A 16,390-nucleotide genomic window follows, 5' to 3' on the forward strand; every position below is an offset into this window, starting at 1 on the left:
ACTCATCCGCCGACGGGCCGAGACCGTGCGTACCGATGGACCCGCCGTCGCCGGAGAGAGAGGCCTCAGGAGTCCCGGGCGCCGGACGGTTCCTCGAAGTCGCCGATCATCGCCGGGTCGTCGGGCGAGCTCGACCGGGGCCAAGGGGCAGCGCCCGTGACACCCAGATCGCCCCGCATCGCCTCTCTGGTGGCACGTATCAGGGGCCAGAGTGCGTGCTGCGCCTCGGCGGCCGACCGCAGGGTCTCGCCCTGCCGGGGGGTTCCCTGTTCCAAACGCTTGATCTGCCCGTACACCCGGGTCAGTGCATCGTTCAGCTCGTTGGCCGGACCGATCACGGTGTCGGGGGCGATCATCAGGGTCTCGGACCAGCGGTCCCGGTGGGCGTCCTTGGCGCTTTCCAGCGCCCGGATGTCCTCCTCCCCGGGCGCACGATCCCGCACGGCGTACAGGTGACGGCTCAGTGCTGTGGTGAACTGCCTGGCATCCCGGTGGAGTTCGGTGTAGCACCGCCGCCGCAGCTCACGGTTCTCACGGGCCTCCTGGATGGCGTGGCCCATCTCGAGCTCACGCCTCTTGGTCCGGTCCGCGCCCCGCTGGGTGAGCAGGGCACCGCCCAACGTGCCGGCCACACCGGTGATCGCAATGAGTACCGCCCCCAGGTCCATTGGATCACCATAGGGCCTGTCTCCGGGATCACGCCGGGCCCGGCGCCCCCGGAACAGGCCTCACGGTCCGTCGGTGATCAGCGGTCGGCGGAGTCGACGAAGTGGGCCGCAACATCTCCTTTCCAGGAAGCCGTTGCCGCGGCCTGCTTCCGTGGACCGAGTCCGAACCAGGGGGGGACTTCTTCCTGACGGCGTACGGTTGCCGCCGCGTCCTGCGCGTGCTCAGGGTTGATCGGCAGCCCGGGTCTTCCCGGCGGTACCGGCCCGGGGGACACCGTCGACCGCGACACAGATGCCGAAGACCCGGTCGTGGTTGGTCCAACCGTTGATGCGGCCACGGTTGTTGCTGATCTGCACGCGCTTCCTGGCGGGGTCGACGGAGGACACCAGATGCAGGTACACCGTCCCCGCGACGCGGGCGAGCACGATGTCGCCCACGACCAGCTTCGACGGGTCGACCGGTGCGACGACCACCGGCTGCCGACTGCGTATCAGCGGAACCATCGACGAACCGCTGGGCCGGAACCCGACGGTGGCCCCGCCGGCAACCCTGGCGGCCACGGCATCCAATGCACCCATCCGGCGATCGTGGCAGATCCGGCCGAACCGGCCCACCGAATATCGCTCTCCCACCCGTGGAACGGGAACGCCTCAGGCCGTCACCGTTCCCGGGAACCCGACAGGAGGCGGCGGCGGAGGCGGGTGAAGGCGGTGGGGGTGGGGCGCCGCGGGAGGAACTCCTTGATCTGCTGCGCGCATTCGCGTGCACCGGCGGAGCTCGTGTCGCACTCCAGGTCGTAGTCGCCGTGGCTGTGGACCAGGTCGTACTGGTGGGCCGCCAGCCCCGGCGGACGGTCGCCCCGCGCCAGCTCGCGGCGGGTCAGCTCGTCGAGCGGGCAGTGCACGCCGACGAACAGGACGTCCTCGGGCCGCAGCACCGCCAGGCAGTCGAGCAATCGCCAGGGCTCGCTCAGCACATGGTCGACCACGATGTCGTTGCCCGCCTCGGCCATGGCCGCGATCGAGCGGTGGAAGCCCATCCTGGTCCGCCGAAGTGCGGCGTCGAGTTCTTCGGCCCCGAGCTCCCGCCTGCTGCGCATCGCGTTGAAGTCGTCGACCGCCATGTGGAAGAAGAGGCCGTCGTCCAGGATGTGCAGGAGCTCCCTGGCAATGCTCGATTTCCCCGAGCTGGAGGTGCCGTTGAGGAAGACGATCCGTCCGGGTGCCATGTGGACATGATCACATGCCGTGGCTCCGCGCCGGACGGTGCTCGAGTTTTCTGCGGGTTTACGGCAGTTCGAGCTCCTTGCGGGCTCCTGCCACCCAGCGCATGACGCCGTGGGCGTCGGTGGCTTCGGCCAGCTCCGTTGCCTCCCGGAGGAGCGACACGGCGTCGTCGCGCCGTTCCTGCTGGGCGGCGAGGTGGGCCAGCCCTATGAGGTTCGCCGCGACTCCCGGCAGGAATCCGAGCTCCCGGCGCAGACGAGTGGACTCCTCGAGGTGCCTGCGGGCCTCGTCCAGCCGCCCGGCCATGTGCTCGGCAAAACCGAGGTGCCTCAGGACGTAGGACACGGTCAGCCGGTCGTCGGCCCCGGTTGCCAGGTCGAGAGCGCGGTCGAAGGCGGGCAGTGCGGCTTCCGTGTCGTCCCGGACCACCTGGTGGAAGGTGCCGACCCAGAACAGGGCCTCGCCTTCGCCGCGGACGTCACCGAGCTTCCGGTAGAGCTCCGCCGCGCGCTCGAACAGCACCAGCTCCGACGCGTTCTCGACCCGCTCGTCCAGGAACCGGGCGTGGATCACCCGGCCACGGGCCAGGGCGAGGTCGGCCTCGGCGGCGTCGAGACCGAGATCGGCCGTCGCCAGTGCACCGGTGTCGCCGCCGAAGACAGCGCGCTCGTAGAGGAGTTGGGCCTGCTCGATGCGCGCATCCGTTGTCATGCGGCGATCGTATCGACCGCAGTCAAGCACGATCTCCAGAGCCGGGCAGCGCGCGTCCCACGCCCGGCGTGAATTCAGTGGCGGGCCGGCCCGGCACGGACGATCATGGGACGCATGAGTGACCGACCCGCGCGATGGAGCGAGGCAACCGTCTACCCCGACATGTGGGTGGACCCGGACGACGACCCCCGCAACAGCGAAGGTCCCAGTCCGGACGGTGAGCTCGCGACCCTGCAGGACTTCCTGGCGAACTACCGCCTGACCCTGCGGATGAAGTGCGAGGGCCTGGACGCGGAGCAGTTGGCCCGCCGGTCGGTCCCGCCGTCGACGATGTCACTGCTCGGCCTCGTCCGGCACCTCGCCGAGGTGGAACGGGACTGGCGCAACTGGATCACCGACGCCGACCCGCTGCCGAAGCTCTACGGCCGGCGGGACGCGGACTTCGACGACGCGGTCGCCGAACAGGCCGTGGTCGACGCCGCGTACGCCGATCTGGAGCGCGAACAGGCCGCGACCGACGCAGCGTTGGCCGAGCACCCCGACCTGGGCGAGCGGGTCGGCAAGGACGGCATCGCCATCCGGGAACTGATGGTGCACAGGGTCGAGGAGTACGCCCGGCACTGCGGCCACGCCGACCTGCTGCGCGAGCGCGTCGACGGACGCGTGGGCCAGTGACGGGGCGGCAGTCGGGCGAACGGCCCGGCCGGGGCCGTCACTTGCCGTAGACGTCCTGGCAGGCCCAGACGTTGAGCCCGGCGAAGCTGCCGCAGACCTTGCCCCAGGACAGGCGGATGTCGGTCCACTCCGCCACGATCTCCTTGCCCTGACGGCGTCCGGGCATCCGGATGTGCACCTCGCGCTGCTCGTCGCCCTCGTGGAGGACCGCCTCGGCCGCGTCCTTCCCGGACGGCGGCTCGATCCAGCGGACGCGCAGCCGGGAGGCCCAGTCGTCGTGGCCCTCGATCTCGATGCACACCTGCGGCCCGGACCAGTTGTGCGTGCAGGCATTGCTGCTGCGGCGCCCCGCGGAGGCGGCGGGAGCGGCCGTCACCAGCACAAGGGAACCGATCGCGCACCCGACGGCGACCGCCCGCTCGACTCGACCCACGACGGTCTCCTCCCGTTCCTCGTCCGTGCGCCACGGCAGCCACGGCAGCCACGGCAGCCACGGCAGCCACGGCAGCCACGGCAGCCACGACCGTCAGAACGACCGACCGCCGCCGATGTTGCGGCCCGTCGCCCGTTCGGCCCACGCCGCGCCACCCGCCGACGACTCAAGCCCGGCAGACATCAGGACGGGCGGCCGGGCCCACCCGCCCTGCCGGTGAAGACGTCCAGGGACGGCCCCTCCAGGGCCAGGGCCGTGAGACCGGTGGCCGTGCCGGAGGCGTGCACCTCGCCGGCCTCCCAGCGGACGCCGTCGCCCGCCGACACGGGGATCCGGCGGCCGTCCGGGCCTGCCACCCAGCCCTCGCCCGCGACCACGAGGAAGAGCTGGTCCACCGGGGCGGGATGGGCTCCGACGATGCCGCCGGCTTCGACGGTCAGGCAGGCCAGGTGGACGGCGCCCTCGCCCGCGGCTATCCGGGTGGCCGTGGCCCCGGTGCTGCCGAACCGATCGATGACCTGCTCGGCTCGGTCGAAGCGGAACATCTCCAACGAAGGGCTCCTTGATCGGCTCGGAAGGCGTCCGATCGTACGGGAGCGGGGCCGCGGCGATGCGCAGCGGCTGCAGAGGCATCCGCGGATCACCGTGGGCCCGTCCTGCAGGCGTGGCGCGGCCGGGTCACCATGGAGCCGGCCCACCAGGGTGGGGCACCCGCGAGATCTAAGGACGGCAATGGCTGACTACGACCGTTTCGCCGACCGGTACGACCGGACGGCCGATCTCAGCCCCACGCGCGTGCCGATCGAGTTCTACTCGGTCTTCAAGCTCCTCGGCGACATCACCGGCCAGGACTGGCTGGACGTGGGCTGCGGGACGGGAATCTACACGCGGGCGATGCGCCGCCGCGGCGCACGTCGGGTGGTCGGGGTGGACCTGTCGCCGGAGATGGTGCGGATCGCGAACGAGGCCGAGGCGAACGAGCCCCTCGGCGTGGAGTACCTGGTGCGGGACGCCGCCGAACTGGAGGAGATCGCGCCGTTCGACGGAGCCCTCGGCGCCTTCCTCCTGCACTACAGCACCGACCGCAAGCACCTCGACCGGATGTGCCGGGGAATCAGCCGCAATCTCGCACCGGGCGGCCGGTTCGTCACCCACCAGCTCAATCCGGAGATCTCCACGGCACCCGGCTACTACCGGCCCTACGGAATCGACTTCCGCTTTCCCGCCCACGCCCTGAAGGACGGCGACGGATTCACGTTCCGCTTCGACTCCCCGGATGCCGACAGCCCCGAATTCGGCATCCACTACTGGAGCCGCCCCGTGCTCGACGACGCTCTGGCGGCCGCCGGCTTCCGGGACATCCGGTGGGTCATGCCCGAGCTCTCCCCGCAGGCCGCGGCGCGGCCGGACGCCGACCGGTGGCAGGACTACCTCGACCGGCCCATCTGCGTCCTCATCGAGGCGACCAGGAGCTGACCGTTGCGGAGCTACTGGACGGCGGAGAGTGTTGCGTAGACCACGATGTTGTTCTCGTATCCGCCCGCCTTGGTGTAGACGCCGCCACAGGTGATCACCCGCAGTTCGGGCAGGCCGGAGTTTCCGTAGACCTTCTGGTCGGGGAAGTCCTTCTTCGCGTAGGACTCGACGGCGTCGACGGTGAACACCGCCGTCCGGCCGTCGGTGCGGTCGACCTCGATGGTGCTGCCCTTGGTGAGGGCGCCGAGCAGGAAGAAGACCGCGGGCCCGGAGCGGGTGTCCACGTGGCCGGTGATGACGGCCGTGCCGGTCGACCCGGGGGTGGGGCCGCCGCCGTACCAGCCGGCGAGGCGGGGGTTGTCCGGGGGCGGCGGCTGCAGTGCGCCCGTCGCGTCGAGGTCCAGTTTCGCCAGGGGGGCGTCCACGCCGATGGCGGGGATGCGGACGCCGGCCGGATCGGACGGCGGCAGGGGTTGGACCTGCGCGGACGCGGCCGACCCGTCGGCACCTGAAGCGGCACCCGAGGCGGCAGCAGTCGGCGAAGCCCCGGCGGGCCCGGCGGAGGTGGGTGCGGCGGGGGCGGGGAGGCCGGGCGTGGGGAAGGCCTGGGCCGGTGAGGGCTGCGGCGGTCGTTCGGCGTGGGCGCCGTGGCCCACCAGCCAGCTGCCGATCGCGAGCGCGCACACCACCAGGACGGTCGAAGGCGCGGTCGAGCGTTTGGGAAGCGGGGTGCGGTGCGCGGCGTCCATACAGGTCAGGCCCCTGTTCGCGTACGTGGGCGGGATGCGCCCGGCGCCCCGGGCCGATGGCGTCCGGGGCGCCGGTGCGACGGCGGCGGGCCGTTCAGACCCGCGCGGCACCGAGACGGCGGCGGATCTTGACGGCACCGCCAGCCACGGCGCCGACCAGCAGCACACCGCCCAGTGCGACCTGGCTGCCGTCGGCGTCCGCTGCGCCTCCGGAACCGGCCGCGACCGCACCGCTCGGGCGAGGGTCGGTGCCCGCTGCGCTTCCGGAACCCGCCGCGGCCGCACCGCTCGGGTGGGGGTCGGCGTCCGCTGCGCTTCCGGAACCGGCCGCGGCCGCATCGCTCGGGCGGGGGATGATCGTGAGCGTGTCCGTCATCTGGATCCGCGGCGGACACTTCACCGTGATTCCGCTGTCGCCGGGCGCGGCGTCCTCCGGCACCTGGAACGTCCCGACCAGGGTGCCCTTCTGGTCGCCCGCGAGGAGGTTGATCTGGCCGGTCAAATCGGAGAAGGCCTTGCCGTAGGTGACGTCCGGCCCGCAGGCCGTCGTGCTGACGGTGACGGTCTGGCCCGGGCTCGCGCTCCTGGGGCTGATGGTGAAGCCGGAGTCCTCGGCCGCGGCCGAGGGCACGGCCAGGGCGAGGGCGCCCAGGGCCAGGGCCGCGGAACCGGTGACGACGCGTGAAATGTGCATAGGTGTTTCCTCCGAGCGGGCACGCGGCCGGGCTGTCCAGCGCCTGTTCCGTGCCCTGTGCCCGAGGAAACCGACAGGTCGTCAGCCCCGCAACCTGACGGACTGCCACCTGTGCCGTCCGGTCGGGCGTGGCGCGGCGGCCACTGCCGCCGTTTGCGCAGGTCAGCACAGAGAGACCGGGAGCGGCCGGAAACCGACGGCCGGTTCCGCCAATGGGTGACGGGGCATCAGCCCCTCCCGGCGCGCACCACGGATTCCGGGCGGCCCGAGTGCCGCCCGACCGGTCCGTGCCTGCCCGGCGCGATGGGTCGACGGTCGTTTTGCACGCCCCCGCGAGAGGGCTCGACGGCGCCCGGGTTCCAGCGCCGGAAACGTGGTGGCGGGCGGTCGCGCACGGCTCGGTAGCATGCGCGAATGCCTGACGACGGACTGATCGAAGTCGTGTTCGTCGACGCGGCGGACGGCCGGCCGTTCGGCCGCACCGAGCTGCCCGCCGCGCAGCTCCCGGAGTCCTTCGAGCCGGACACCCGGCTCGACCTCGCCGGGGAGCCGTGGGAGGTGCTGCACGCGGCACCGGCCGACCGGACCGCGGCCCTGGCCGCCGGCCGAACGGTGCTGACGCTTCGCCGGCTCCGGACGGTCGACCCGCAGGAGGTCGCCTTCTCCCTGCCCACGATCTGCGCCGAGCTGCCGCCGCTGGCACCCCCGGACGGCACCGCGGACGACCTGGTGCTCCACGAGGACGACTGGCGACAGGCCGAACTGGTCGAACGCCGCTGCCTGGCAGAGGTCGAGGAGCAGCTGCACGAGGTCATGCGGGTCTACCGGGAACACTCCCGGACGCTGGGTGACGGCGAGTCGGCCGTACGGGTCTTCGACACCCTGCACCTGCGCGAGAGCCCCGCCCAGCCACTGGCCGGCGCACTCACCCGACAGCGGTTGTTCGAACTGCTCCCCGCCTCCCGGACGTACGCGGGCGTGGCACTGCCGGACGGGCAGGGCCGGGTGGCCGACTCCTTCGCCGCCCAGGTCGGGCCGGTCACCGTGTACGGCCGCTGCGCCCGGCGGCAGACCACCGCACCATGCTCCGACTCTTCTTCGAAGGCTATGTCCGGGCCATCGACCACTCCGCGCCCTGGCAGGACTTCAGCTCCGCCTCCCTGCAGGAGTGGCTGCCGCCGCTGGAGCGCGTTCTGGCCGGCACCCCGGTGCCGGCGACCCTGGCGCTCGCCGTCCTGCGCGGCCTGCTACTGGACCCGCTGGCGGACGACTCCCATGCCGACCGGGTCGACGCGGCCTGGCTTGCTTTCCTCGACACGACCTTCGGCCCCGGGAACGGCGCGAGCGACTGACGGACAGGCCGATTTCGCGCCCCCGGGGCTTCGGCGTCCGAAGCTGCGTACCCCGTTCAGGCTTCGATGCGGACCTCCTGCAGGAGGCCCCAGGTGAAGTCGGCGGTGCAGGCCTGCGGCCGGCCGGTGGCGTCCGGGGCGGTGAAGTCGAGCTGCCACCGGGTCGGTGCACTGCCCTCCCGCGGGACGGCGGGCGGGAAGGCGGCCGCGACGTCCGCCACGACGCAGCTCCACGGGGTGAGGTCGGAGAGCGTCCGGAGCGTCGGCGGCGGTTCCCCCGGTGCGCGGACCAGCCACTCGTTCCACGGCGGGGACGCCTCGCCGGCCGGCCCCAGCAGGATCTCGAACCGCAGCTCGGGCCAGAGCGGCAGCGCCCAGTGCTGCACCGTGCAGTCGAGATCGCCGATCCTCCGCGGCAGGACCGCCTCCGGCGGACCGAGGACGGCCGCGTAGCGGCGGGCGCCGTGCGGGAAGCGGCTCGAGCGGAGCAGGGCCTGCCAGCGCTTGTTCGCCTCCCGCATCTCGGCGCGCGTCGCCCCCAGCCGCCGCACGGCCTGTTCCACCAGTTCCGGGTGGAAGTCGGCCATGCGGCGCAGCAGCACGAGCTGGAACTCGGTGGTCGCGAAGCCGTGGATCGCCATCCCGCCAGGCTAGGGCGTGTCTTACGGATCTTGTCGGATCAGCCTGCGGCGTCAGGGTGCGCGCATCGCAAGGCGGAGGAGGGAGCCGATGCGGTGGGGGCACCTCCCGGCCGGAGGCTGGGGGCCATCGGCGACCGACGACAACGCGGCGAGGCGCGTGCCATGGCGTCGCGGGCCCGGCAAGATCCGTAAGACACGCCCTAACCACCATGCCGGGGCGTCAGCCCTGCGGCGTGAGGCGTGCCGCCAGGAACTGCTCGAAGGTGCCCTTGCCCACGGCCCGTTCGGGCGTCAGGTGTCCGCCGGCCCGGAACCCTGCGTACGCGCTGCCGGCCAGGCGCACGTTCAGCAGCGGTCGGCGCCGTCCGCTCGCGCGCAGGTAGGCACGGGCCAGGTCCGGGAAGGCGCGCACCTCGGGCCCGCCCATGTCCGGCACCCGCCCGGCGGGTGCCCCGGCGGCGAGCGCGGCCAGCCGGTCGGCGACCTCCGCCACCTCGACGGGCTGGTCGGCGACCCCGGCCGGGAGCAGCATGACCGGCAGCTTCGCCGAGTTCTGCAGAAGCTGCAGCACCAGGTCGTGGAACTGCGTCGTGCGCAGCACCGTCCAGCCGATCCCGGACTCCTCGACCAGCCGCTCGACGGCCAGCTTGGTCCGGTAATAGGCGAGCGGCACCCGGTCGACGCCGACGATCGAGATGTACACCAGGTGCTGCACCCCGGCGGCCCGGGCCGCCTCGATCAGGTGGCGGGCCGCCTGCTCGTCGCCGCCGCGCGGGGAGCTCGCGCAGTGCACGACGGTGTCCACGCCGGCGAGGGCCGCGGCGAGCCCCGTGCCCTCGCGCAGGTCCACGGCGTACGGCCGGGTGTGCCGGCTCAGCACCCGCACCTCGTGCCCGTCCGCGCGCAGTCGCTCGGTGAGGGGTCGGCCGAGGGTTCCGGTGCCGCCGGTCACCAGGATGGTGGTCATCGCAGTTCTCGTCCCTTCGGTGGTCGGGCGCTCCCCGGTGGAGCACCCGTCACCCGCCGAGAACCGGCGAGCGGGCAGAGATGTGACAGCCCCCGGTGTGACGGTGCTCACCGGGCGCCCGAGCCCGTCGCCCCGACGGGGTCACGCCCCCGCGGCCGATGCCGTGAACTGCCGTCCCGCGAAGGCGAGTTTGTCCGGGTTCAGCACCACGTGCACCTGGGAGGCGACGCCGTCCCGCAGGTGGAAGCCGGCGACGGCGACGAGTCGCCCCGTCGTGTGGACCACCAGCGCCGGGGCGCCGTTGACCTCGGCGATCGCCAACTCCCAGCCTGCGCCGAACCGCTGGGCGGAGCCGACCAGGAAGCGCATGACCTTCTCCCGGCCGAGGAGGGGCCGCCGGGCCGCGGAGACCTTGCCGCCGCCGTCGCTCCACCAGATGACGTCCTCGGCGAGCAGCCTCTCCAGCCCGGCCAGGTCGCCCTGGCGCGCCGCGGCGACGAAGGACTCGACGAGTTCGCGCTGCTGCTCGGCCGCCGCCGTGAACCGGGTCTCGGGCGCGGTCACCCGCTGGGCGGCCCGGTGGTACAGCTGGCGGCAGTTGGCCTCGCTGAGGTCGAGCACCCCGGCGATGTCCCGGTGGCGGTAGTCGAAGGCCTCGCGCAGGACGTACACCGCCCGCTCGGGCGGTGTCAGCCGCTCCAGCAGCACCAGCAGCGCGGTCGACACGGCGTCCCGCTGTTCCGCGGACTCCAGTGGACCGAGCGATCCGTCCTGGGTGAGGACCGGTTCCGGAAGCCACGGCCCCGGGTACTGCTCGCGCCGGACGCGGGCGGAGGCGAGCCGGTTGAGGCACAGGTTGGTGACCACCCGGGCGAGCCAGGCGCCCGGGTGCTCGATCGCCGTACGGTCGGCGCCGCTCCAGCGCAGGTACGCGTCCTGGACGGCGTCCTCCGCCTCCTCGGCGGAGCCGAGCAGCCGGTAGGCCAGGCCGAACATCCTGGGGCGGTGGGCGGTGAACTCCTCGGCGGTTCCTGGCATCACGGGCCCCAAGCCTGCCAGACCGGTACGGGCGCCCGACAACCCCGTACCCGCTGCTCATCCGCCGGTGGTGGCCGCGGCCTCTCCCCGGCAGCTGTCCGCTGTTGCGGTCCGGCGCCTGCCGGGTGGGGTGTCCGTGCGGCCGGCGAGCAGCTGCAGCATGGCGAGTTGGACGGCGGCGCCGAGCGCCATGGCGGCCCAGACGCCGTCGACACCGGCCAGGCGGGCCCCGCCGTACCCGGCGGCGAGTTGGACGGCGAGCCCGAACGCGGTGGCCGCCACCAGCGCCCGGCCCCGGCCGGTCGCCTGGCGGACCCCGCCGAGCGCCACCACCAGTGCGTACGGGGGCAGGTAGAGCGCCATCATCCGCAGGAAGCCGACCGCCTCCGCGGCCACCGCGCGGTCCTGGGTGAAGAGGGCGGTGAGCGGGACGGCCGCCGCGGCGCACAGGACGGCCGCGACCGCGCCCGCCGTCCCGGCCAGCCGTGCGGTGTCCCGGGTGAGTCCGGCGAGGCGGCCGGGGTGCCGGTCGGCGCCGGTCAGCCGGGCGGCCTCGATCGCGGCGGCCTGCCGGACGGCGTAGAAGGCCATGGTGACGACCAGCAGCACCCGGTACCCGATGCCGTACCCGGCCACCGCGGGGACGCCGAACGCCGCGACCAGTCCGAGCTGGGCGGTGCCGACCGCCATCCGCGCGGTGAAGTCGATCCCGAACGGCGCTCCCGCGGAGAGGATCCGGCGGGCCGTCGCCGGCTGGAGCCCGCCGGGGGAGCGCAGCGGTGCGCGCCTGCGCAGCGCCAGCGTGGCGGCCAGGGCCACCGTGCGGGAGGCGACCAGGGCGACGGCTGCGCCGGTGACCCCGAGTGCGGGCAGCGGCCCCGGGCCGAGGATCAGCAGCGGGTCGAGGACCAGCAGCAGCCCGTTGCCGAGCAGGGCGGCGCGCATCGGGGTGCGGGTGTCGCCGGTGCCCTTGAACAGGTCGTCGGCGACCCGCTGGCCGAAGAACACGGCCAGGCCGGGCATGGCGACCGCGAAGTACCCGGCCGCGGACTCGGCTGCCGGGCCGTCCAGGAAGAGCCGGGCCAGCGGCTCGCGCAGCAGGTAGCCCGGCACGGCGAGCAGCAGGACCGCCGCCGCCCACAACTGCCAGGCCGCGCGGGCGACCCGCCCGGCGGTGGCGGCGTCGTCGGCGCCGACCGCGTGCGACAGGCGCAGCGCGGTGCCCGAGCTCACCACCAGGATCACCCCGAGCAGCAGGTTCTCGACCGAGCCGGCCAGTGCCACCGCCGCGACGGCTTCCCCGCCCAGCCCGGCCACCCAGAACGTGCCGACGACCGACGCGGCCACTCCCGACAACAGCTCGAGATAGACCGGCCCCGCCAGCGACAACAGCCTCCGCACATCCCCTCCCGTGGTGCAGGTGCAGCCGTTCGACCGGCCTCCGAATACCTCGAATCGAGGTAGCTCGATTAGAGGTACCATCGACCGGAGGAGAACACAACACCGAAAGGGCGCGGCCGTGCTGACACTCGCGATCCTGGGCTTCCTGTACGACGAGCCGCTCCACGGCTACCAGCTCAAATCCCGCATCACCGGGCTCACCGGCCACATCCGCCCGGTCAGCGACGGCGCCCTCTACCCGGCCATCACCCGCCTGGAGAAGGCCGGCCTGCTCCGGCGCCGCCCCGAACCGGGCAGCGGCGCCGCACCCCGCCAGGTCCTCGAACTCACCGGGGCCGGCCGTGCCGAACTCCTCCGCCGCCTCGCCGAACCCGAGCCCGTGGAGATCTCCGACCAGATCCGCTTCTTCACCGTGGCGGCCTTCCTCGACCGCCTCCCCGGCCCCGCCCGCCAGGCCGCCGTGCTGCGCCGCCGCCTCGACTTCCTCCAGGAGCCCAGCAGCTTCTTCTACGACGGCAGCGGCGAGCCCGTGACCGCCGAGAACGAGCCCAACCCCTTCCGGCGCGGCATGCTGCTCGTCGCGCGCGCCTCCGGCCGGGCCGAACGCGCCTGGCTCACCGACACCATCACCGCCCTGGAGGCCGCGCAGCCCTGACCGCCGCACCGTTCCACCCCGCTCGGCCGCGGATTCACCCGGACGCGCCGGGGCAGGTGCTTGGCGGCGCGGGGGCGGGTCGGTCCCCTGGAGGGAATCGGGTCGGAGGAGGGTTCCGGGTGCTGCTGGAGAACAGGAACGCCGTGATCTACGGCGGCGGCGGGGCGATCGGTGGCGCCGTGGCACGGGCGTTCGCGAGGGAGGGTGCTCGGGTGCACCCGGCCGGCCGGACGCAGGCGCCGCTGGACCGGGTCGCCGAGGAGATCCGGGCCGCGGGCGGCGCCGCCGAGACTGCGCTGGTGGACGCCCTCGACGAGGCCGCCGTGGACCGGCACGCCGACGCGGTGGCCGAGCGGTTCGGCGGCATCGACATCTCGTTCGACCTGATCTCGCTCGGCGAGGTACAGGGCACCCCGCTGGCCGAGATGTCGTCGGAACTGTTCGAGCGGCCGATCGTGACCGCCGTGCGCTCCTTCTTCCTCACCGCGAGGGCGGCCGCCCGCCACATGATCCCGCAGGGCTCCGGCGTCATCCTGAACTTCGGCGGGGACGGCGGCCACGAGCCGATCCGCAACTACAGCATCGGCGGCTTCCAGGTGGCCGTGCAGGCCATGAGCTCCCTGCGCCGCCAACTCGCCGCCGAACTGGGCGAACACGGCATCCGCGTGGTGACCCTGCACACCGGCGGCATCCCCGAGACCATTCCGCCCACCGAGCCGGGCCGCGGGTCCATCACCGAGATGATCTCCGCCAAGACCCTGCTGGGCCGCGCGGCCACCCTGGACGACGTCGGCGACGTCGCCGCCTTCCTCGCCTCCGACCGCGCCGCCAGCATCACCGCCGCCTCGATCAACATCACCTGCGGCGCCGTCGCCGACTGACGGCCGGTGATTGCGGGGCCGGCCTCAGTGGCCCCGGGACAGGGCGGCGGGGCGCCAGCCCTCCTGGGAGAACTCCAGGGTGCCGTCGGCCTTCCTCTTCAGGGTGACCTCGACGCCGACGTTGCCGGTGCAGCCGTTGCTGCTGGCCGGCCAGGATTCGGAGATCACCAGGGTGTCGGCGGTCGCGGACACCAGGACGCCCTCGCCGCCGCTGCAGGTGATCTTCTTGGCCGGGTAGGACGTCGTGGCGCGGCCGACGGTCTCGCCGATCCTGCCCTGGACGACCTGGACGCGGTAGAAGAGGTCCTTGCCCTCGGTGGTGCCGCGCGTCGGCACCACCGTGCCCTCCCAGGTGCCGAGGAACTGCGCAGGCACGGCGCCCTCCACGGTCGGCGGGCCGGACGGCGAGGGGCTCGGCGAGGGAGAGGGTGAGGGCGAGGCACTGGCCGAGGGCGAGGGCGACCCGGCCGCGCCCTTGCCTTCCGGCGCGCCGGAGCCGCCGGTGAGCTGCCAGGTCAGCCCGGCCGTCAGCAGTACGGCTGCTGCCACCGCCCCGCCCGTCAGCGCCCATCGGCGGATGCCGCTCGCCGGGCGGCCCGGTGCTTCCGCGGGGGCCGGGTCGGCGGGCTGCGAAGGCCCGGCGGTACGGGCCGTGCCCAGTGCGGTCGGTGTGCGGACGGCACCTGCGCCGGCCGTCTCCGCGTCCGGGCCCGCGGCGCTGCCGTCGCCGGTGGCCCGGGCGTCGTCCGCATCGGCGTCCAGGCCCAGCAGTTCCACGGCGAGCCGCGCGACCGACTCGGACACCGCCGAGGGCAGCCACCCGCTCCGGCCGAGCCGGACCGTGCCGCCCTTCCCGGCCTGCAGCCGGGTCCGGAGTTCGCCGGGGGTCGGCCGGTCCTCCGGGCGCTTGGCGAGGCAGTCCAGGATCACCTCCCGCATGCCCTCGTCGAGGCCCTCCAGCTCCGGCGGCTCGTGCAGCACCCGGTAGAGCAGGACGGCAGCGCTGACCCCCTCGCCGAAGGGCGCGACACCGGTGGCCGCGTACGCCAGGGTGGCGCCCAGCGAGAAGACGTCACCGGGCGGCCCCGCCGGACGGCCCTGTGCCTGCTCCGGCGACATGAAACCGGGCGAGCCCACGACGAAGCCGGACTGGGTCAGGGCGGTCGCCGCGTCCAGCGCCCGTGCGATGCCGAAGTCGATCAGGCGCGGGCCGTCCAGCGCCAGCAGCACGTTCGACGGCTTGATGTCCCGGTGCACCAGCTCCATGCCGTGCACGTGCGCCAGGGTCTCGGCCAGCCCCGCCCCGAGCGCCCGCACCACCGGCGCCGGCAGCGGGCCGAACTCCCGTACCGCGGAACTCAGCGGCGGACCGACGACGTAGCCGGTCGCCACCCACGGCTGGTCGCCCTCGGTGTCCGCGTCCAGCACGGGGGCCGTCCACTGGCCGCCGACCCGGCGCGCCGCGGCGACCTCCTGCCGGAACCGCGACCGGAACTCGGTGTCCGCCGCGTACTCGCCGCGGACCAGCTTCACCGCGACCGTCCGCCCGCCCGCGTTCCGGCCGAGGTAGACCTCGCCCATGCCGCCGGCACCCAGTCTCCGCAGCAGCGTGTACTCGCCGACCCGCCGCGGGTCGTTCGGTCTCAACGACTCCATTGCCCCACCACTCCCCACCCGACTCCGCACTCCGCCCCGGCCGTGACACGTCCCTGACGTACGGTCAGATCATGCAGCACCCGCCTACCACCGGTGGTGGACCTGCGGGCGGATCAGCTCGTCGTAGACCTCCCGCACGGCCCGGAGCGCGTCCCGGTCGAGCGGGGCCAGGGCGGCAGCGGCGGCGTTCGCGCGGGCCTGCCCGGCGTTGCGGGCGCCCGGGACGACGACGCTCACCGCCTCCTGGTCGACGATCCACCGCAGGGCGAACTGTGCGAGCGCCGCCCCCTCGGGCACCAGCGGACGCAGCCGCTCCACCGCCTCCAGCCCGGTCGCGAAATCCAGGCCCGAGAAGGTCTCGCCCACGTCGAAGGACTCGCCGTGGCGGTTGTAGGTGCGGTGGTCGTCCGCGCCGAAGACGGTCGCCGCCGTGTACCGGCCCGAGAGCAGCCCGCTGGCCAGCGGCACGCGGGCGACGACGCCGACCCCCGCCTCGGCCGCGGCGGGCAGCACCTGCTCCAGCGGCTTCAGCCGGAAGGCGTTCAGCACGAGCTGGATCGTCGCGAGGTTGGGGCGGCGGATCGCCGCCAGCGCCTGCTCGCAGCTGCGGACGCTGATGCCGTACGCCGCGATCGCCCCGCACTCGACCAGTGCGTCGAGGGCGTCGAACACCTCGTTGCTGAAGTACACTTCGGGCGGCGGGCAGTGCAGCTGCACCAGGTCGAGCCGCTCGACCCCGAGGTTGCGCCGTGAACGGTCCACCCATACACGGAAGTTGGCGGCGTTGTAGTTGGCCGCCACCTGCGGTGCGCGCCGGCCCATCTTCGTCGCCACGGTCGGCAGCGCCGCGCCGCTCCTGGCTCGGGAGCTCAGCAGCCTGCCGATGATCTGCTCGCTCCGGCCGTCGCCGTACTCGTCGGCGGTGTCGATGAAGCTCACGCCGGACTCGAGCGCCGCGTCCAGCGTGCCCAGGGCGTCGGCCTCGTCCACCCGGCCCCAGTCCGCCCCGAGTTGCCAGGCCCCGAGCCCGATGACTCCGACCTTCCTGCCCGTCCGCCCCAGCGTCCTGTTCTCCATGATCCCGACTCTAGGGGGAGGACGGGCCCGCCCGCCGGGTTCTCGGGGGAGGGGGCGTGCGGATCGCGCCCGGCACGGAGGCGCACGGT

Annotated in this window: 19 protein-coding genes; 5 read left to right on the top strand and 14 right to left on the bottom strand. The window is 73.5% G+C overall.

The window, feature by feature from the left end:
• Positions 1–65: 65 nt before the first annotated feature.
• The 4 genes from AB0M03_RS01310 to AB0M03_RS01325 form a co-directional block, all read right to left on the bottom strand.
• Positions 66–668: a hypothetical protein gene (locus AB0M03_RS01310; protein ID WP_363487056.1), complete on the bottom strand. Its 603-nt coding sequence runs from the start codon at positions 666–668 to the stop codon at positions 66–68.
• 222 nt (positions 669–890) lie between these two features.
• Complete coding sequence (locus tag AB0M03_RS01315; protein WP_363487058.1) at positions 891–1,283, bottom strand: S26 family signal peptidase; 393 nt, start codon at positions 1,281–1,283, stop codon at positions 891–893.
• A 44-nt stretch (positions 1,284–1,327) separates the two neighbouring features.
• Entirely contained in the window at positions 1,328–1,897 is a 570-nt protein-coding gene (locus tag AB0M03_RS01320) for an AAA family ATPase (RefSeq protein WP_363487060.1), read from the bottom strand.
• A 58-nt stretch (positions 1,898–1,955) separates the two neighbouring features.
• Positions 1,956–2,606: a tetratricopeptide repeat protein gene (locus AB0M03_RS01325; protein WP_363487062.1), complete on the bottom strand. Its 651-nt coding sequence runs from the start codon at positions 2,604–2,606 to the stop codon at positions 1,956–1,958.
• 105 nt (positions 2,607–2,711) lie between these two features.
• Here AB0M03_RS01325 and AB0M03_RS01330 point away from each other — a divergent pair, with 105 nt between their 5' ends.
• Entirely contained in the window at positions 2,712–3,281 is a 570-nt protein-coding gene (locus tag AB0M03_RS01330) for a DinB family protein (protein WP_363487064.1), read from the top strand.
• Positions 3,282–3,318: 37 nt separating this feature from the next.
• Here the strand turns inward: AB0M03_RS01330 and AB0M03_RS01335 are convergent, their stop codons facing one another.
• Positions 3,319–3,714 (bottom strand): hypothetical protein, encoded by a 396-nt coding sequence (locus tag AB0M03_RS01335; RefSeq protein ID WP_363487066.1) that lies wholly within the window; start codon positions 3,712–3,714, stop codon positions 3,319–3,321.
• A 182-nt stretch (positions 3,715–3,896) separates the two neighbouring features.
• Complete coding sequence (locus tag AB0M03_RS01340) at positions 3,897–4,259, bottom strand: cupin domain-containing protein (RefSeq protein ID WP_363487391.1); 363 nt, start codon at positions 4,257–4,259, stop codon at positions 3,897–3,899.
• Between the two features lie 187 nt (positions 4,260–4,446).
• Here AB0M03_RS01340 and AB0M03_RS01345 point away from each other — a divergent pair, with 187 nt between their 5' ends.
• Positions 4,447–5,190 (top strand): class I SAM-dependent methyltransferase, encoded by a 744-nt coding sequence (locus AB0M03_RS01345; protein WP_363487068.1) that lies wholly within the window; start codon positions 4,447–4,449, stop codon positions 5,188–5,190.
• 11 nt (positions 5,191–5,201) lie between these two features.
• Here the strand turns inward: AB0M03_RS01345 and AB0M03_RS01350 are convergent, their stop codons facing one another.
• The gene (locus AB0M03_RS01350; RefSeq protein WP_363487070.1) at positions 5,202–5,939 is read right to left on the bottom strand and encodes a class F sortase; all 738 of its coding nucleotides are present in this window, start codon (positions 5,937–5,939) and stop codon (positions 5,202–5,204) included.
• A 94-nt stretch (positions 5,940–6,033) separates the two neighbouring features.
• Positions 6,034–6,633, bottom strand: coding sequence for a sortase (locus tag AB0M03_RS01355; RefSeq protein WP_363487072.1), 600 nt, complete (start codon positions 6,631–6,633; stop codon positions 6,034–6,036).
• A 1,082-nt stretch (positions 6,634–7,715) separates the two neighbouring features.
• Here AB0M03_RS01355 and AB0M03_RS01360 point away from each other — a divergent pair.
• Entirely contained in the window at positions 7,716–7,985 is a 270-nt protein-coding gene (locus tag AB0M03_RS01360; RefSeq protein ID WP_363487074.1) for a hypothetical protein, read from the top strand.
• Between the two features lie 56 nt (positions 7,986–8,041).
• On the opposite strand, the gene AB0M03_RS01365 is transcribed toward AB0M03_RS01360, so the two are convergent.
• From AB0M03_RS01365 to AB0M03_RS01380, 4 genes are all read right to left on the bottom strand, one after another.
• Entirely contained in the window at positions 8,042–8,626 is a 585-nt protein-coding gene (locus AB0M03_RS01365; protein WP_363487076.1) for a hypothetical protein, read from the bottom strand.
• A gap of 220 nt (positions 8,627–8,846) precedes the next feature.
• Complete coding sequence (locus AB0M03_RS01370) at positions 8,847–9,593, bottom strand: NAD(P)H-binding protein (RefSeq protein WP_363487078.1); 747 nt, start codon at positions 9,591–9,593, stop codon at positions 8,847–8,849.
• Positions 9,594–9,734: 141 nt separating this feature from the next.
• Positions 9,735–10,631, bottom strand: a complete 897-nt coding sequence (locus AB0M03_RS01375) for an RNA polymerase sigma-70 factor (protein ID WP_363487393.1) — start codon at positions 10,629–10,631, stop codon at positions 9,735–9,737.
• A gap of 57 nt (positions 10,632–10,688) precedes the next feature.
• Positions 10,689–12,032, bottom strand: a complete 1,344-nt coding sequence (locus AB0M03_RS01380) for an MATE family efflux transporter (protein WP_363487080.1) — start codon at positions 12,030–12,032, stop codon at positions 10,689–10,691.
• Positions 12,033–12,150: 118 nt separating this feature from the next.
• On the opposite strand from AB0M03_RS01380, the gene AB0M03_RS01385 reads away from it, so the two are divergent.
• Together AB0M03_RS01385 and AB0M03_RS01390 are read left to right on the top strand one after the other, a co-directional pair.
• Positions 12,151–12,687, top strand: coding sequence for a PadR family transcriptional regulator (locus AB0M03_RS01385; protein WP_363487082.1), 537 nt, complete (start codon positions 12,151–12,153; stop codon positions 12,685–12,687).
• Between the two features lie 119 nt (positions 12,688–12,806).
• Positions 12,807–13,568: an SDR family oxidoreductase gene (locus AB0M03_RS01390; RefSeq protein WP_363487084.1), complete on the top strand. Its 762-nt coding sequence runs from the start codon at positions 12,807–12,809 to the stop codon at positions 13,566–13,568.
• Between the two features lie 24 nt (positions 13,569–13,592).
• On the opposite strand, the gene AB0M03_RS01395 is transcribed toward AB0M03_RS01390, so the two are convergent.
• On the bottom strand, positions 13,593–15,224 hold the full coding sequence (locus tag AB0M03_RS01395) for a serine/threonine-protein kinase (RefSeq protein ID WP_363487086.1): 1,632 nt from the start codon (positions 15,222–15,224) through the stop codon (positions 13,593–13,595).
• An 84-nt stretch (positions 15,225–15,308) separates the two neighbouring features.
• Entirely contained in the window at positions 15,309–16,301 is a 993-nt protein-coding gene (locus AB0M03_RS01400; RefSeq protein ID WP_363487088.1) for an aldo/keto reductase, read from the bottom strand.
• Positions 16,302–16,390 lie beyond the last annotated feature (89 nt).

It is taken from the genome of Kitasatospora sp. NPDC051914, from assembly GCF_040680995.1.
In the GTDB taxonomy this organism is placed as follows: Bacteria; Actinomycetota; Actinomycetes; order Streptomycetales; family Streptomycetaceae; genus Kitasatospora.

Bases quoted from the DNA above. Each gene is read 5' to 3' on its own strand.
- AB0M03_RS01310 (WP_363487056.1), bottom strand. From the start codon at position 668: ATGGACCTGGGGGCGGTACTCATTGCGATCACCGGTGTGGCCGGCACG.
- AB0M03_RS01320 (WP_363487060.1), bottom strand. From the start codon at position 1,897: ATGGCACCCGGACGGATCGTCTTCCTCAACGGCACCTCCAGCTCGGGG.
- AB0M03_RS01325 (WP_363487062.1), bottom strand. From the start codon at position 2,606: ATGACAACGGATGCGCGCATCGAGCAGGCCCAACTCCTCTACGAGCGC.
- AB0M03_RS01330 (WP_363487064.1), top strand. From the start codon at position 2,712: ATGGGACGCATGAGTGACCGACCCGCGCGATGGAGCGAGGCAACCGTC.
- AB0M03_RS01340 (WP_363487391.1), bottom strand. From the start codon at position 4,259: ATGTTCCGCTTCGACCGAGCCGAGCAGGTCATCGATCGGTTCGGCAGC.
- AB0M03_RS01345 (WP_363487068.1), top strand. From the start codon at position 4,447: ATGGCTGACTACGACCGTTTCGCCGACCGGTACGACCGGACGGCCGAT.
- AB0M03_RS01350 (WP_363487070.1), bottom strand. From the start codon at position 5,939: ATGGACGCCGCGCACCGCACCCCGCTTCCCAAACGCTCGACCGCGCCT.
- AB0M03_RS01355 (WP_363487072.1), bottom strand. From the start codon at position 6,633: ATGCACATTTCACGCGTCGTCACCGGTTCCGCGGCCCTGGCCCTGGGC.
- AB0M03_RS01360 (WP_363487074.1), top strand. From the start codon at position 7,716: ATGCTCCGACTCTTCTTCGAAGGCTATGTCCGGGCCATCGACCACTCC.
- AB0M03_RS01365 (WP_363487076.1), bottom strand. From the start codon at position 8,626: ATGGCGATCCACGGCTTCGCGACCACCGAGTTCCAGCTCGTGCTGCTG.
- AB0M03_RS01370 (WP_363487078.1), bottom strand. From the start codon at position 9,593: ATGACCACCATCCTGGTGACCGGCGGCACCGGAACCCTCGGCCGACCC.
- AB0M03_RS01375 (WP_363487393.1), bottom strand. From the start codon at position 10,631: ATGCCAGGAACCGCCGAGGAGTTCACCGCCCACCGCCCCAGGATGTTC.
- AB0M03_RS01395 (WP_363487086.1), bottom strand. From the start codon at position 15,224: ATGGAGTCGTTGAGACCGAACGACCCGCGGCGGGTCGGCGAGTACACG.
- AB0M03_RS01400 (WP_363487088.1), bottom strand. From the start codon at position 16,301: ATGGAGAACAGGACGCTGGGGCGGACGGGCAGGAAGGTCGGAGTCATC.